The 16,241-nt window shown below is 71.7% G+C and carries 7 protein-coding genes; 4 read left to right on the top strand and 3 right to left on the bottom strand.

Features of this window, described 5'->3' with window-relative positions; translation table 11 throughout:
* Nucleotides 1–4: 4 nt before the first annotated feature.
* Both MCHT01_RS08150 and MCHT01_RS08145 read right to left on the bottom strand, forming a co-directional pair.
* Nucleotides 5–883: a YbgC/FadM family acyl-CoA thioesterase gene (locus MCHT01_RS08150; protein WP_067064481.1), complete on the bottom strand. Its 879-nt coding sequence runs from the start codon at nucleotides 881–883 to the stop codon at nucleotides 5–7.
* Nucleotides 880–1,836 (bottom strand): alpha/beta hydrolase, encoded by a 957-nt coding sequence (locus MCHT01_RS08145; protein ID WP_067064479.1) that lies wholly within the window; start codon nucleotides 1,834–1,836, stop codon nucleotides 880–882. The genes MCHT01_RS08150 and MCHT01_RS08145 overlap by 4 nt, the downstream gene beginning before the upstream one ends.
* 119 nt (nucleotides 1,837–1,955) lie before the next feature.
* Between MCHT01_RS08145 and gbd the strand changes: the two genes are divergently transcribed.
* Nucleotides 1,956–3,116: a 4-hydroxybutyrate dehydrogenase gene (gene gbd, locus MCHT01_RS08140; protein WP_067064477.1), complete on the top strand. Its 1,161-nt coding sequence runs from the start codon at nucleotides 1,956–1,958 to the stop codon at nucleotides 3,114–3,116.
* Between the two features lie 244 nt (nucleotides 3,117–3,360).
* A complete protein-coding gene (locus MCHT01_RS08135; protein WP_067064475.1) occupies nucleotides 3,361–8,058 on the top strand; it encodes a molybdopterin cofactor-binding domain-containing protein in 4,698 nt (1,565 codons plus the stop codon).
* Nucleotides 8,059–8,159: 101 nt separating this feature from the next.
* On the opposite strand, the gene MCHT01_RS08130 is transcribed toward MCHT01_RS08135, so the two are convergent.
* Complete coding sequence (locus MCHT01_RS08130) at nucleotides 8,160–8,636, bottom strand: response regulator (RefSeq protein WP_067064473.1); 477 nt, start codon at nucleotides 8,634–8,636, stop codon at nucleotides 8,160–8,162.
* A 194-nt stretch (nucleotides 8,637–8,830) separates the two neighbouring features.
* Here MCHT01_RS08130 and MCHT01_RS08125 point away from each other — a divergent pair, with 194 nt between their 5' ends.
* Nucleotides 8,831–13,891: a hybrid sensor histidine kinase/response regulator gene (locus tag MCHT01_RS08125; protein WP_067064471.1), complete on the top strand. Its 5,061-nt coding sequence runs from the start codon at nucleotides 8,831–8,833 to the stop codon at nucleotides 13,889–13,891.
* Nucleotides 13,882–16,224, top strand: coding sequence for a response regulator (locus tag MCHT01_RS08120; protein ID WP_067064469.1), 2,343 nt, complete (start codon nucleotides 13,882–13,884; stop codon nucleotides 16,222–16,224). Before MCHT01_RS08125 ends, MCHT01_RS08120 begins: the two co-directional genes overlap by 10 nt.
* Nucleotides 16,225–16,241 lie beyond the last annotated feature (17 nt).

Here is a 16,241-nt window from a genome sequence, read left to right as displayed (position 1 = left end):
GGACTCACAGGCTGCGCACCATCTCCACGTGGGCGATGCCGGCTTCCTCGAAGACCGGGCCGCGGCGCTGGAAGCCCGCCCGCGTGTAGAAGCCCTCGGCGCTGAGCTGCGCGTGCAGCAGCACCTCGCGGTAGCCCTGTTCGCGGCCGGCCTGCATGAGCGCGTCCAGCACCTGACGGCCGACACGGCTGCCCCGCATCGGCGACAGCACCGCCATCCGGCCGATCTTGGCCACGCCGGGCACGTGCTCCAGCAGACGGCCGGTCGCCAGCGGCCGGCCCAGCCGGTTGTAGGCCACCGCATGCGTGCAGCTCTCGTCGGCGGCATCCCATTCCATCTCGGCCGGGATCTTCTGTTCCTCGACGAACACGGCCTGGCGGATGCGCTGCGCGTCCTCGCCCACCGCGGCCCAGCCACCGACGCGCGCCTCGGTCATCAGCTCGCCCCGCTCGAAGCCCAGCAGCAGCTCGCGCAGGCGCTCCGGCACCGCCTTGGGCACGCGGGCCACCGGATCGGCGAAGACATAGATCAGCTCGCCGTGCACCAGGCACTCGTCGCCGCGGAAGACCGCGCAGGCCACCGTCATCGAGCTGGTCCCCACCCGCTCGGTCCGCACGCCCACGTCCAGCAGGTCGTCGTAATGCGCCGAGCCCAGGTACTCCACCGTCGACTTGCGCACGAACAGGTCGCCCTCCAGCGCCGTCATCGTCGGCGCGTAGGGCAGCGCCAGCGCGCGCCAGTAGCCGCCCACCGCCGTGTCGAAGTAGGTCAGGTAATGCCCGTTGAAGACGATCTGCTGCGCGTCGACCTCGGCCCAGCGCACGCGCAGGCGGTCGAGGAAGCGGAAGCTGGCGCGCGTCGGCGCGGTGCGGTCTTGGCTCATGAGGGATCCCGGTCGTAGGCTTGCCGCAGCGCGGCGGCGCAGGCATCCAGCGCCTGCTCGGCCTCCGGAATGCTACGGCCCATCTTGATGAAGTCGTGTGTCACGCCGCGGTACAGCTCCAGCTGCACCTCGTTGCCGTTCGCGCGCAACAGGTCGGCATAGGCGATGCCCTCGTCGATCAGCGGATCGGCCTCCGCCAGGATCAGGCAGGCGGGTGCCAGATCCGCGTGGTCCTCGGCCTCCAGCGGCGCGAAGCGCCAGTCGTCGCGCCGATCCTCCGGGATGTACTGGTTGAAGAACCAGGCGATCGTGCCGGCCTCCAGCAGGTGGCCCTCGGCGAAGCGGCGATGGGAATCGGTGTCCGCGTGCGCGGTCGCGCCCGGCGTGATCAGCAGCTGCAGCGCGAGCGAGACGCCAAGCTCGTCCCGGATGTCGCGCGCGTGCAGCGCGGCGACCGCGGCCAGCGTGCCGCCGGCGCTGTCGCCGCCGACGGCGATGCGGGCCGGATCCAGCCCCAGCGCGGGGGCCGTCTTCGCCAGCCAGGCCAGCGCGGCCCAGCAGTCGTCGACGGCGGCCGGGAACGGGTGCTCCGGCGCGAGCCGGTAATCGACCGCCACCACCGCCGCGCCGCTGCGCAGCGCGAGCTGCCGGCACAGGCTGTCGTGGGTCTCCAGATTGCCGATGACGAATCCGCCGCCGTGGAAGTACAGCAGCACGGGCAGGCCGCGGGGGTCCCGGGCCAGGCCGTCCTCGCGCGCCAACGGCGCGTAGAGCCGGGCCGCGATGTCTCCGGCGGGACCGGGGATTGCCAGATTCTCGACACGCGCCAGCGGGGCCCGCGGCAGGTCCAGGATCTCGGCGCCCATCAGGTAGGCGATGCGTGCCTGACGGGGCGACAGGCTCTGGTATTTGGGCCGGTTGGCGCGGTGGATGCGCTCCAGCACCGCGGCCATCCGCGGTGTCAACAAGGTGCTACTCAACGGGAACTCCAGGACGTAGGCTCAGCCGTCCGCCGAGCCGCAACGGCGGGATTTTCCCAGACATCGTCACCCCGCCCGCCAGAGGACACGACATGGCCCTGATCCAGTACCTGACCCACATCCATCTCGAAGCCGGCGCGCGCCGCGTGATCGGCGCCGAATGCGCCCGCATCGGCATCCGCCAGCCCCTGATCGTCACCGACAAGGGGGTGCGCGCCGCGGGCGTGCTGGACCAGGTGATCGCCGACTGGACCGGCTCGCCGGTCGATCCGGCCGCCCTCCCCGTCTATGACGGCACCCCGCCCAATCCCACCGAGGCCGCCGTGCGCGAGGCCGCCGAGCTCTATCGCCACCACCGCTGCGACGGGCTGATCGCCATCGGCGGCGGCTCCAGCCTGGACCTGGCCAAGGGCGTCGCCATCGCCGCCACCCACGAGGGCCCGCTCACCGGCTACGCGACCATCCTGGGCGGCGCCGGCAACATCACGGCCAAGGTCGCCCCGGTCATCGCGGTGCCCACCACCTCGGGCACCGGCTCCGAGGTCGCGCGCGGCGCCATCATCATCGTGGACGACGGCCGCAAGCTGGGCTTCCACAACTGGGAGCTGATGCCCAAGTCCGCCATCTGCGATCCCGAGCTCACCTTCAAGCTGCCCGCCGGCCTGACCGCCGCCACCGGGATGGACGCGATCGCGCACTGCCTGGAGACCTTCATGTCCTCCGCGTTCAACCCGCCAGCCGACGGCATCGCTCTGGAGGGCCTGCGCCGCGGCTGGTCCCGCATCGAGCGCGCCGTGACGCATCCGCACGACGTCGACGCCCGCCTGGACATGATGGCCGCCAGCACCATGGGCGCGCTCGCCTTCCAGAAGGGCCTGGGCTGCGTGCATTCGCTCAGCCACGCGCTGGGCGGACTGATGCCGCGGCTGCACCACGGCACGCTGAACGCGGTGTTCCTGCCCGCGGTGATCCGCTTCAACGGCGCGCACGAGTCCATGCGCCGCGACGACAAGATCGCCCGCATGGGCCACGCGATGAACCTGCAGGAAGGCACGCCGCCGGACGAGCTCGCCGGCGCCGTCAAGGGGCTGAACGCCCGCCTGGGCCTGCCCTCGGGACTGCGCGAGATGGGCGTCACCGTCGACCTGTACGACCAGATCATCGAGCGCGCCCTGCACGACCACTGCCACAAGACCAACCCGCGCGAGGCCTCGCCCAGCGACTACCGCAGGATGCTGGACGAGTCGATGTGAGCGGCCGGATCCGCGAGGGGCCGCGGGACGCGGCGCGCCCTCGGGATCGTCAAGCTTGTGGATGCGTCCGCCGCGCGCGGGCGCCAACAATGCGTCAGCCCCCGCTCGGACGGGACGGCGGCGCGAGCCGCCGCAACGAGCCGGAGGCCCCTCCCATCACGCCCGTCAGAGGCGTCGCGACGTCCGGCACGGTCAGAGGCACTGACCGGCCCGACGTGACATCGACCCACCGAAAGGCTCTGACATGGCTGACAACGGATTGCCCCCCGATGGGCGGGTGAGCTTCTTCCTGAACGGACGGCGCGTGGACCTGGACCAGCCCGCCCCCTCCCTCCTGCTGATCGACTACCTGCGCGGCCCCGAGGTCGGCCTGGTCGGTCCGAAGAAGCCCTGCGGCCAGGGCGGCTGCGGCGGCTGCACCGTGATCCTGTCCGACTGGGACACCGCCGCCGGACGCGCGCGCCATGCCGCCATCAACGCCTGCCTGCGGCCGGTCGCCAGCCTCAACGGCCTGGTGATCACGACGGTCGAGGGCACCGGCTCGGTCCGCCGGCCCAACCCCAGCCATCCGCACCAGGTGGTCGCCGCCGGTCGCGGCGTGGCGCCGCAGGGCGTGCTGCCGCCGGCCATGGCCGACGCGCGCGACGCGGCCGTGGCCAAGCGGGACCAGGTCCTCACCGCCGCCCTGCAGGCCCAGCGCCAGCATGGCAGCGCCGACGCGCCCCCGGCGGCCCGTCTGCGCGGCGATCTCGCCGAGGCGCCCTCCGAGCGCAGCCAGGAGGGCATGAACCCGATCGCCTGGCGCCTGGCCATCAACAACGGCACGCAGTGCGGCTACTGCACCGTGGGCTTCGTCATGAACATGTCGGAGTTCCTGGCCAACCACCCCCAGGCGACCAAGCGCGAGATCGAGGAGGCGCTGGACGGCAACCTGTGCCGCTGTACGGGCTATCGGTCCATCGTGACGGGCATGCACACCTTCGCGTCGGACTGGACGCCGCAGGACGAGGCCGAGCGCATGAAGTGCCTGCCCGAGCCCGAGGCCGCCGCGCAGCGGCCCACCGGGGACCTGGTCATCCCCTTCCCCGACGCGGCCCGCGAGCCCGCCTCCGGCGCCACGCTGCGCGGCCAGGGCCTGTGGCTGTCGCCGACCTCGCTGGCCGAGCTGGCCCGCATGGCGGCCGAGCACCCCGACGCGCGGCTCACCCAGGGCAACACCTCGTCCGGCGTCTACACCGACGAGACCGAGGCCGCGCGCGATCGCATCAGCCTGGCCTATGTGCGCGAGCTCTTCGCGCCGCCTCGGGTCACGCCGGACGCGCTGGAAGTGCCGGCCGGCATGAGCTACGCGCGCTTCATGGACGAGCTCGACGCGCAGATCCGCGCGCGCGGAGAGCTCGAGCGCGGCCCCGACGGCGCCGAGCTGCCGCCGGTCTCGACCGCGCTGGGGGCGCTGCGTTTCATGGCGCATCGCACCGCCGGCCGCATCGTGCGCAATGCCGCCTCGCTGGGCGGCAACACCATGCTGGTGCTGGCCCACCTGCGTCGCGGCGCGCCCTTCCCCAGCGACCTCGCCACGGCGCTGGTCGCCGTCGGCGCCACGCTGGACGTGGCCGAGCTCGACGGCCGTGGCGGCTACCGGACGCGTCACGCGTCGCTGGTCGGGCTCATCGAGGAATGCCTGAAGGACGAAGGGCTGCACCGCCGCCTCGTGCTGCTGCGCTACCGCGTGCCGCTGCGGCCGGCCGGCCCGACCGACGACGTGCTGCTGCCGCAGAAGGTCGCGCTGCGCGACATCAACGCCCACAGCATCGTCAACCACTGCGCCCTGCTGCAGGTGCGCGAGGACGGCCAGATCACCGGCGCGGCGCTGAGCTTCGGCGGCATCGCGCCCTACCCCTGGCTCGCCCGGCGGACCGCGGCGGCGATGACCGGCCAGCGGCTCTCGCTGGCGAGCGTGCAGGACTGGGCGCGCCTGCTCGCCGAGGAGGTCAAGGAGGAGCTGGCCCGCTGGGCCGACCGCCTGCACGGCCTGCCCGACGAGGGCTTCAGCGACAGCTACCGCACGACCCTGGCGGTGGCGGCGCTCTACAAGGACGTCGTGCACGCGCTGACCGCGCGTGGCGGCCAGGTGCCGCCGGCGGACCGCTCGGCCGGCGTGGTGACCTGGGGCCGCTGGGCGCCCAGCACCGGTCGCCAGTCCTTCAAGTCGCAGGCCTGGAAGGCGCCGGTCGCGCAGCCCTTCATCAAGGTCATGGCGATGGAGCAGGCCAGCGGCCAGGTCCGCTACGCGCATGAGCTGCCCATGCCGCCGCGCACGCTGCAGGCCTCGCCGGTGCTGAGCGCCCGGGCCCTGGCCGACTGGCGCTTCGACCATCCGGACCACGACCTGCCGCCGGATGGCGGCGATCCCGCCCGCGCGGCCGAGCGCCTGGCCGTGATCCGCCAGCACCTGTCCGAGCGCTTCCCGGGCTTCGTCGACCTGATCACCCAGGCCAACATCCCGGCCGGCGGCATCAACCTGATGGGCATGGGCAGCGACCAGCCGGTGTTCGCGAACGGGCCGGTGCAGTACGTCGGCCAGGTGCTGGCGCTGGTGCTCGCGAGCTCCGAGCTCGAGGCGCGGCGGATCGCGGACTTCGTCGGGCGACGCTGCGTGCGCTACGCCGCGCTCGCGCCGAAGGCGGGCGAGCCGCCCTGGTGGTCGCGGCCGGTGCTGGACCTGGAGGACGCCCTGGCCGTCGGCAGCGTCTATCCCGACTGGCCGCAGACGGCCATCTGGCCCTCGCACATCTGGCGCATCACCCGGCCCGGCAGCCGCTTCGAGTGGAGCGACTACGCGCGGCCGCCGCTGGACAAGGCCCTCACCCGCACGACGCGGACCCTCGCCGGCGCCTCCTGCGTGGTGGTGGGCGGCACCCAGCGCGTCGGCGGCCAGATCCACTTCTACATGGAGCCGCAGGCCGCGCTGGTCGAGCCCGCGGACGGCCGGCGCTTCACCATCCGGCCCTCGACGCAGAGCCCGATGGAGATGCATCAGACCGCCGCCATGAGCATCGGCGTGCAGCACAACGCCATCGAGGTCGACGTGCCGCCGGTGGGCGGCGGCTTCGGCGGGAAGACGGAGCAGGCCAAGTTCGTCACCGCCGCGGCCACCGTCGCCGCCTACGCGACCAAGCTGCCGGTGCGGCTGACGCTGTCCCGCGAGCAGGACACCGCGATGATCGGCAAGCGCCACGGCCTGTACGGCCAGTACCAGGTGGCCATCGACGACGGCAGCGCCCGCGCCGAGGACCGCGGCCTGCTGCGCGGCGTGCTCAACCGCATGTGGATGGACGGCGGCGCGTTCTACGACTGCTCATTCATCGTCGCCAACTGCATCCAGGGCCGATCCGAGAACGCCTACCTGATCGCCAACTTCGAGAGCCAGGTCGATGTCTGCCGCACCAACACCGCGCCCAGCACCGCCTTCCGCGCCTTCGGCGACGTGCAGAGCAAGCTGGTGCTGGAGACCGCCATCGACGACGCCGCCTTCGCCATCGGCATGCGGCCCGAGGACGTGAGGGAGAAGAACCTGTATCGGCTCGGCGACACCACGCCCTTCGGCCAGCCGCTGGGCGACTGCTACATCCGCACGGTGTGGGACTACCTCAAGCAGGTGAGCGAGTTCGAGCGGCAATCGGCCGAGGCCGAGGCCTTCAACGCGGCCAACCGCTGGCGCAAGCGCGCGGTGGCGATGCTGCCGGTGAAGTACGGCTCGGGCTACAACCTGGTGAACCTCGAGCAGGCGGTGGCGACGATCTCGATCTACCAGGGCGACGGCACGCTGGTCATCCACCAGGGCGGCGTCGAGATGGGCCAGGGCCTGGTGACGCAGATGCGGCAGATCGCGGCCTACATCCTCAACGTGCCGATGGAGATGATCCAGGTGATGGCGCCCCGCACGGCGGTCATCCCGAACCCGACCAGCACCGGCGGCTCCACCGGCACCGCCTACAACGGCGAGGCGGTCAAGCGGCTGTGTGCCCGCATGCGGGACCGGCTGGCGGCCTTCGCCCAGGACCTGCGCGACGAGAACGGCCCCGACTGGTGCCGCGAGCAGGGCATCGACTTCTGGAACTACCCGCGCATGGGCTGGCGCGCCCGCGTCGGCGGCCCCGACCTGCCGGACGACGAGCTGCCTCCGGTGATCGGCCCCGACGGCACGCCGACCCCACCGCCTCCGCTGCTCTGGCAGAAGCTGGTGGCGCTGGCCTACGCGCGGCGCGAACCGCTGGTGGAGGCCTTCACCGCGCCCGTGCGCGGCGGCGAGACGCCCTGCACCAACCTCGGCTTCAAGCCCTACGACCAGCAGCCGCGCCTGGCCGGCTACCACGCCGTGCCGGGGCAGAGCCCGGGCGAGTTCGACCAGTTCATGGGCTTCACCTACTCGGGCGCCTGCGTCACGGTGGAGGTGGACATCCTCACCGGCGAAACCAAGATCCTGCGCGCCGACCTGGTCTACGACATGGGTTGGAGCCTGAACCCGGCGGTCGACATCGGCCAGGTCGAGGGCGCCTTCATGCAGGGGACGGGCTTCGTGCTGTCGGAGCAGCTGGTCTTCGAGCCCACCGGCGACGAGGCCGGCCGGCTCAACACGCTCAACACCTGGACCTACAAGCCGCCCGCCGTGACCAGCATCCCGCTGGTGTTCAACACCCACCTGTTCCCCCGCGACCTCGCGCAGGTGCCGGCCGGTCCCAACGACGGCATCCTGTCCTCCAAGGAGGTCGGCGAGCCGCCGCTGGTGCTGGCCGCCACGGTGTTCCTGGCGGTCAAGCGCGCGGTGCGGGCCTCGCGCCTGGAGCGCGGCCTGTCCGAGCGCTTCGACCTCGCGGCGCCGGCGACGGTGCAGGAGGTCAGCCGCGCCTGCGAGCTGCGTGAGCAGGACCTCGCGGGCTGAGGACCGGATCGGCGCGGAGGCCCATCCGGCGGCCTCCGTGCCGACACACCGGCTGACAGATGGAACGAAGCGATACGCGCGCCGGCGACGCCGCGCGGTCCTCAATGCCGCGGTGTGCGATCCGTGTACGCGGGGCGCGCGGGGCGGATCGTCGGGGCGGTCGCGCCGGCCACGAAATTGCCCGGTCTTGCCGCCAGCAATACCGCCAGCAGGTCGGTGACCTTGAGCGGCTTGTAGAGCAGGCGGTTGAAGCCCGCGGCACCGGCGTTCTCCTCGGTGATGGCCGGGCCGCCGCCGGTGAGGCACACGTACATCACCTGGCGCGCCTCCTCGGCGTCGATGAGCTTGGCTTCGGCCACGACTTCCAGGCCGTTCATGTCCGGCATCTCGAAGTCGACGAACACCAGCTCCGGCTTGAACAGCTTGGACAGGCGCAGGCCCACGCGGCCGCTGTAGGCGACGGCTGTCGCGCAGCCATAGCAACGGAAGAGCTCGCTGAGGCTGCGGGCGCCTTCGGGGTCGTCGTCGATCACGAGCACGCGCAGGGCATGCGGGCCGAGCGGCGAGGAATCTGGCATCTGGATCGGTCTCCCTGGATACGGCTCCGCCCGGGCGAGGACACGGCCCGTCGGACGACCAGGATTGGCAACCGGCGTGCCCGCGCGGGCCCTCCAAAACCCAGGCCCACCCGTCACGGACCCGGCGCTAAAGTCCGCCGGTTCAGCACCTGCTGGACGTCGTCGAGCCGTCACCAGTACGGCAGGAGAAGCCCATGAGTGTCCTCGAGGAAGGGGTGGCCGTCGTTCCGGCCGAGCACCTGACCGCCATGCTGCTCGCGCTCCATGCGCTGCGTCGCGGGGACCCGGAGGTGAGGCTCCCGTTCCACTGGACCGGGGTGGCGGGCAAGCTGGCCGATGCCTTCAACGACGTGGTCGAGCAGAACGCCTCCATGGCCGCGGAACTGGCCCGGCTGCGCCAGGTCGTGGGCAAGGAAGGCCGGCTGCGCCAGCGCGCCGCGCTGCCCGAGATGCGCGGCTTCTGGGGCCAGCAGATCGACTGCATCAATGCCCTGATCGACGACCTGGTCCACCCCACCAGCGAGGCCGCGCGCGTGATCGGCGCGGTCGCCGAAGGCGACCTCACCAAGTCCATGGCGCTGGAGGTCGACAGCCGGCCGCTGCAGGGCGAGTTCCTGCACACCGCCAAGACCATCAACCGCATGGTCGAGCAGCTGGGCGACTTCTCCGCCGAGGTGACCCGCGTGGCGCGCGAGGTCGGCACCGAGGGCAAGCTCGGCGGCCAGGCCGAGGTCAAGGGCGTGGCGGGCACCTGGAAGGACCTGACGGACTCGGTCAACTCCATGGCCGGCAACCTGACCGACCAGGTGCGCAACATCGCCGACGTGACCACCGCGGTCGCGCAGGGCGACCTGTCCAAGAAGATCGACGTCGACGTCAAGGGCGAGTTCCTGACGCTGAAGAACACCATCAACACGATGGTCGACCAGCTGCGCTCCTTCGCGTCCGAGGTGACCCGCGTGGCGCGCGAGGTCGGCACCGAGGGCTCGCTCGGCGGACAGGCCCGCGTCGAGGGCGTGTCCGGGACCTGGAAGGATCTGACCGACTCGGTCAACTCCATGGCCGGCAACCTGACCTCGCAGGTGCGCAACATCGCCGACGTGACCAAGGCTGTGGCCGCGGGCGACCTGTCCAAGAAGATCACCGTCGACGTCAAGGGCGAGATCCTGGAGCTCAAGAACACCGTCAACACGATGGTGGACCAGTTGCGCTCCTTCGCCGCGGAGGTGACCCGCGTGGCGCGCGAGGTCGGCACCGAGGGCAAGCTGGGCGGCCAGGCCGACGTGCAGGGCGTGGCCGGCACCTGGAAGGACCTGACCGAGTCGGTCAACTTCATGGCCGGCAACCTGACCTCGCAGGTCCGCAACATCGCGGAGGTCACCACCGCCGTGGCCGCGGGCGACCTGTCCAAGAAGATCACCGTCGACGTCAAGGGCGAGATCCTGGAGCTCAAGAACACCATCAACACGATGGTGGACCAGCTGCGCTCCTTCGCCGCGGAAGTGACCCGCGTGGCGCGCGAGGTCGGCACCGAGGGCAAGCTCGGCGGCCAGGCCGACGTGCAGGGCGTGGCCGGCACCTGGAAGGACCTGACCGACTCGGTCAACTCGATGGCGTCCAACCTGACCTCGCAGGTCCGCAACATCGCGGACGTGACCAAGGCGGTGGCCGCGGGCGACCTGTCCAAGAAGATCACCGTGGACGTGCTGGGCGAGATCCTGGAGCTCAAGACCACCATCAACACCATGGTGGACCAGCTCTCCTCCTTCGCCTCGGAAGTGACCCGCGTGGCGCGCGAGGTCGGCACCGAGGGCCGGCTGGGCGGCCAGGCCACGGTGCGCGGCGTGTCGGGCACCTGGAAGGACCTGACCGACAACGTGAACTTCATGGCCGGCAACCTGACCGGTCAGGTGCGCGGCATCGCCAAGGTGGTGACCGCCGTGGCCAACGGCGACCTGGCGCAGAAGCTGACCGTGGAGGCCAAGGGCGAGATCGCGGCGCTGGCCGACACCATCAACTCGATGACAGACACGCTGGCCATCTTCGCGGACCAGGTGACGACCGTGGCGCGCGAGGTGGGCGTGGAAGGCAAGCTGGGCGGCCAGGCCAAGGTGCCGGGCGCCTCGGGCACCTGGAAGGGCCTGACGGAGAACGTCAACGAGCTCGCCGCCAACCTGACCACGCAGGTGCGCGCGATCGCGGAGGTCGCGACCGCCGTGACCCAGGGCGACCTGACACGCTCGATCACCGTCGACACGCAGGGCGAGGTGGCGTCGCTGAAGGACACCATCAACGAGATGATCCGCAACCTCAAGGACACGACGCAGAAGAACACCGAGCAGGACTGGCTCAAGACCAACCTGGCCAAGTTCAGCCGCATGCTGCAGGGCCAGAAGGACCTGGTGACCGTCGGCCAGCTGATCCTGAGCGAGCTCGCGCCCGTGGTCGGCGTGCAGCAGGCCGAGTTCTACGTGCTGAGCATGCGCGGCGAGATGCCGCGTTTGAAGCTGATCGCCAGCTACGCCTCGGGCGGCCTGGCCACGCACGGCAAGGAGCTGGCGCTGGGCCAGGGCCTGGTCGGCCAGTGCGCGCTGGACCAGGAGAAGATCCTGCTGGCCAACGTGCCGGGCGACGCCTTCCGCGTGGCCTCCGGCCTGGCCGAGGCCGCGGCGCTGGAGGTGCTGGTGCTGCCGGTGATCTTCGAGGGCCGCGTGCGCGGCGTCGTGGAGCTGGCCTCGATCGAGCGCTTCAGCTCCACCCACCTGGCCTTCCTCGAGCAGCTGACCGAGTCCATCGGCATCGTGATCAACACCATCGAGGCCAGCACGCGGACCGAGGACCTGCTGATCCAGTCGCAGTCGCTGGCCGAGGAACTGCAGCGCCGCCAGCAGGAGCTGCAGCAGACCAACCAGGAGCTGCAGGAGAAGGCGCGGCTGCTGGCCCACCAGAACCAGGAAGTCGAGCGCAAGAACACCGAGGTCGAGCAGGCCCGCCAGGCGCTGGAGGAGAAGGCCGAGCAGCTGGCCCTGACCTCCAAGTACAAGTCGGAGTTCCTGGCCAACATGTCGCACGAGCTGCGCACGCCGCTGAACTCGCTGCTGATCCTGTCGGACCAGCTCTGCAAGAACAACGAGGGCAACCTCACCGGCAAGCAGGTGGAGTTCTCCAAGACCATCCACGCGTCGGGCAACGACCTGCTGATGCTGATCAACGACATCCTGGACCTGTCCAAGATCGAGTCCGGCACGGTGGCCGTGGACGTCAGCGAGCTGCGGCTGGACGAGCTGCAACGCTCGGTGGAACGCAGCTTCCGGCACTTCGCCGAGTCCAAGCACATCGGCTTCGCGGTGGAGGTGGAGCAGCCGCTGCCCAAGTCGCTGGTGACCGACGTCAAGCGGCTGCAGCAGATCATGAAGAACCTGCTGTCCAACGCCTTCAAGTTCACGCACCAGGGCCAGGTGAGCTTCACCGTGGCCGCGGCGACCGAGGGCTGGTCGCCCGACAGCGAGGTGCTGAACCACGCCGGCCAGGTGATCTCGTTCGCGGTGTCGGACACCGGCATCGGCATCTCCGCGGACAAGCAGCAGATCATCTTCGAGGCCTTCCAGCAGGCGGACGGTTCGACCTCGCGCAAGTACGGCGGCACCGGCCTGGGCCTGGCGATCAGCCGCGAGCTGGCGCGGCTGCTGGGCGGCGAGATCCGCCTGGTGAGCGCGCCGGGCCGCGGCTCGACCTTCACGCTCTACCTGCCGCAGCACTACGCGCCACCGCGCAATCCGCGCCTGCGCACCAGCGCGAGCGACGCCGGCGACGGCGCCGCGGGCCGGCCCGCCCTGCCCGCCTCGGCGACCGGCGAGATCAGCGCCGCGGCGCTGGCCGAGGCCGCGGTCCAGCGCGCCGCCGCGCGGCGTCCGCGGATCGAGGCCCGGGGCGACGGGTCGCCCTCACCGGCCGGCTCGGCCGACGCCCCGCTGCCGATCGACGCCGACCGGCCGCACCTGGAGGCGCCGCCCGACAGCATCGTCTTCGCCAACGTCGCCAAGGACGATCGCGACGAGATCGTCTCGGGCGACCGCGTGCTGCTGATCGTCGAGAACGACCTGGCCTTCGCCGGCGTGCTGCTGGAATCGGCGCGCCAGGCCGGCATGAAGGGGCTGGTCGCCACCACCGGCGCGGGCGCGCTGACGATGGCGCAGGAGTTCCGCCCCGCGCTGATCACGCTGGACATCTTCCTGCCCGACATGCAGGGCTGGCGCGTGCTGGACCGGCTCAAATCCGATCCCGACACCCGCCACCTGCCGGTGTGCGTGGTCTCCACCGACGAGTCGCGCGAGCGCGCGCTGCGCGCCGGCGCGCTGGGCTTCCTGTCCAAGCCGCTGCAGTCGCGCGACGACGTCGACGCGGCGCTGCGCGACCTGCAGCTCTACCTGGACCGCCCCGTGCGGCGGCTCGCGGTCGCCATGCGCGACGGGCCGGACCGCCAGACGCTGCTGGCGCCCTTCGCCGCGATGGCGCATGAGTTCGAGACCGTGCTGCTGGGCTCCGCCGAGGACGCCCGCGCACTGCTGCCCGGCGCGGACGCGCTGCTGGTGGACGCCGCCGCCAGCCCCTTCGGTCCGCAGGACGTGCTGGACGCGCTGGAGCGCCGTCCCGGCACCTTGCCGCTGCCCGTGGTCGCGCTGCACGCGGCGCCCTCCTCCGCGGACGCGGAACCCACCGAGGCCACGCGCTGGCATCAGGTGCACGGACTGCCCACGCGGATCGCGTCGGACCTGGAGGAAGCCACGGCCCACCTCGCGGTGGCGCTGCATCGCCCGCAGGCCGACCTGGACGAGCACGAGCGCCAGGCCCTGCGCGAGGCGCAGGAGGCGCGCTGCCGGCTGGCGGGCAAGAAGGCGCTGATCGTCGACGACGACATGCGCAACATCTTCGCGCTGGCCACGGTGCTGGACTCGCACGGGATGGTGATCGTCTCGGCCGACAACGGTCGCGAGGCGATCCGGCTGGTGCAGGAGGACCCCGCCATCGACATCGTGCTGATGGACATCATGATGCCGGAGATGGACGGGCTGGAGACCATGCAGCAGATCCGCCGCCTGCCGCGCGGGCGCGAGCTGCCCATGGTCGCGGTGACCGCCAAGGCGATGAAGGGCGACCGCCAGAAGTGCATCGAGGCCGGCGCCTGGGACTACCTGTCCAAGCCGGTGGACCCGGCCTACATGCTCACCGTGCTGCGGGGCTGGCTATGCCACTGAGCGCCCTCTTCGACGGCTACGCCACGCCCGACGCGGCCGAGCGCGCCAGCATCCTCATCGTCGACGACCTGCCCGAGAAGCTGCTGGTCTTCGAGACCATCCTGGCCGACCTGGACCAGCACGTGGTCATCGCCCGCTCCGGCAGCGAGGCGCTGCGCGAGGTGCTGCGCCAGCAGTTCGCGGTCATCCTGATGGACGTGAACATGCCCGGCATCGACGGGCTGGAGACGGCCCGGCTGATCCGCGGCTACCGGCGCTCGGCGCACACGCCCATCATCTTCGTCACGGCCTACGCGGACGAGCTGCAGCTGGCGCAGGGCTATTCGCTGGGGGCGGTGGACTACATCCTGTCGCCGGTGATCCCGGACGTGCTGCGCAGCAAGGTGCGGGTCTTCGTGGACCTGTTCATCATGCAGCAGCGGCTGCGGCAGCAGGCGCTGGAGCGCATCGCCATCGCCCGCGCCGAGGCCGCCCAGCGCGCCGCCGAGGAGAACACGCGCCGCTCCATCTTCCTGGCCCAGGCGGGCCACGAGCTGGCGCACTCGCTGGACGCGGACATCGCGATGCGGCGGCTGCTGGCGCTGCTGGTGCCGCGCTTCGCGCCACGCGCGCTGCTGTGGCTGCGCGACGGCGGCCACGGCCACGAGCGCGTCCTGCGCTGCGACGCGCCCACCCGGCCGGACGAGCCGCCGATGTTCGAGGAAGGTCGGGAGCAGATGCTGTCCGAGGCGCTCTACAACGCCACGCGCCATGCGCTCGATCCCGTGGCGCCGTCCCTGCACGCCCTCGATACCGGCGAAACCCCGCCGCCGGGCGCGCCGCCGCGCCGCGACACGGCCAGCGGCTCGGTGCTGCCGCTGGTCGCCGGGGAGCGCGTGGTCGGCGGCCTGCTGCTGGCCGATCCACATCCGCCCACCGACTGGCCCACGCTGGAGGAACTGGCCGGCCGCGCCGCCATCGCCTTCGAGAACGCGCGGCTCTACGGCGCGCTGCAGGCGGAGATCGTCGAGCGCCGTCAGATCGAGGCGGCCCTGCTGCAGGCCAGCCATCGCAAGGACGAGTTCCTGGCCATGCTGTCGCACGAGCTGCGCAATCCGCTGGCGCCGATCCGCAATGCGGTCGAGGTGATGCGCTCGCTGGCCGACGCCCGCGGGTCGCAGGACGGGCCACGCTCGACCGAAGACGGGCGTCTGGCCGAGGCCGTCGCCGTCACCGACCGGCAGACGAGGCACCTGACCCGGCTGGTCGACGAGCTGCTGGACGTGGCCCGCATCAGCCAGGGCAAGATCGTGCTGAAGACGGCGCTGCTGGACCTGCGGGACATCGTGCGGCAGGGCCTGGAGCCGGTGCAGTCGCTGATCGACGCGCAGCGCCAGCAGCTGCGGCTGACGCTGCCCGCGCAGCCGGCGCGGGTGCGCGGCGACGCGGCGCGGTTGATCCAGGTCGTCACCAACCTGCTGCACAACGCGGCCAAGTACACGGATCCCGGCGGCCGCATCGAGTTGCGGCTGGACGCGGGCACGCAGGGCCTCGCGCTGTCGGTGCGGGACGACGGGCGCGGCATCGCGCCGGAGCTGCTGCCCCACGTCTTCGATCTCTTCGAGCAGGGCCCGCGCAGCCTGGACCGCAACCAGGGCGGCCTGGGCGTGGGCCTGACGCTGGTGCAGCGGCTGGTGCAGCTGCATCACGGCGAGGTCGAGGCGCGCAGCGACGGACCGGGATGCGGTTCCGAGTTCATCGTGCGGCTGCCCGTCGCCGAAGGCGCGGGGCACAGCGAGAGCGACGCGATGGCGCCCTCGTCCTCGGCTGTCACGATCGGCGCGGCGGGCGCTTCCGTCCCGTCCGCATCGATCGCATCGGCCGAATCGCCGGGGCCTGGCGACACGCCCTCCGGCAACGGCGGCTGCCGGGTGCTCGTCGTGGACGACAACCGCGACGCGGCGGATTCGATGGCGGTGTTCCTGGAGCTCGCGGGCTTCGAGTCGGCGGTGGAGCTGGACGGCCCGTCGGCGATCGCCCGGACCTCGGCCCGGATGCCGCAGGTGGTGCTGCTCGACATCGGCCTCCCCGGACTGGACGGCTACGAGGTGGCGCGGCGCCTGCGCGCCTTGCCGGGCGGCGATCGCTGCCTGCTCATCGCGCTGACCGGCTACGGCCAGCAGGACGACCGGCGACGCGCGCACGAGGCCGGCTTCGACGTGCACCTGGTCAAGCCGGCGGATCCGGATGCGGTCGTGGAGCTGATCCAGGAATGGCGGCGCCGCGACGCGGGCACCGGCGACGGGGCCGCGTCGGCCAGCGCCGCGCCGAGGCACGGCGTGCGCGCGGTGTGACCGGGCGGCCCGGATTA

Source organism: Mitsuaria chitosanitabida ATCC BAA-476 = NBRC 102408 (assembly GCF_001598255.1).
In the GTDB taxonomy this organism is placed as follows: Bacteria; Pseudomonadota; Gammaproteobacteria; order Burkholderiales; family Burkholderiaceae_C; genus Roseateles; species Roseateles chitosanitabidus.
Note: the sequence above shows the minus strand (reverse complement) of the source record. Positions and strands in the feature narration are given on the sequence as shown.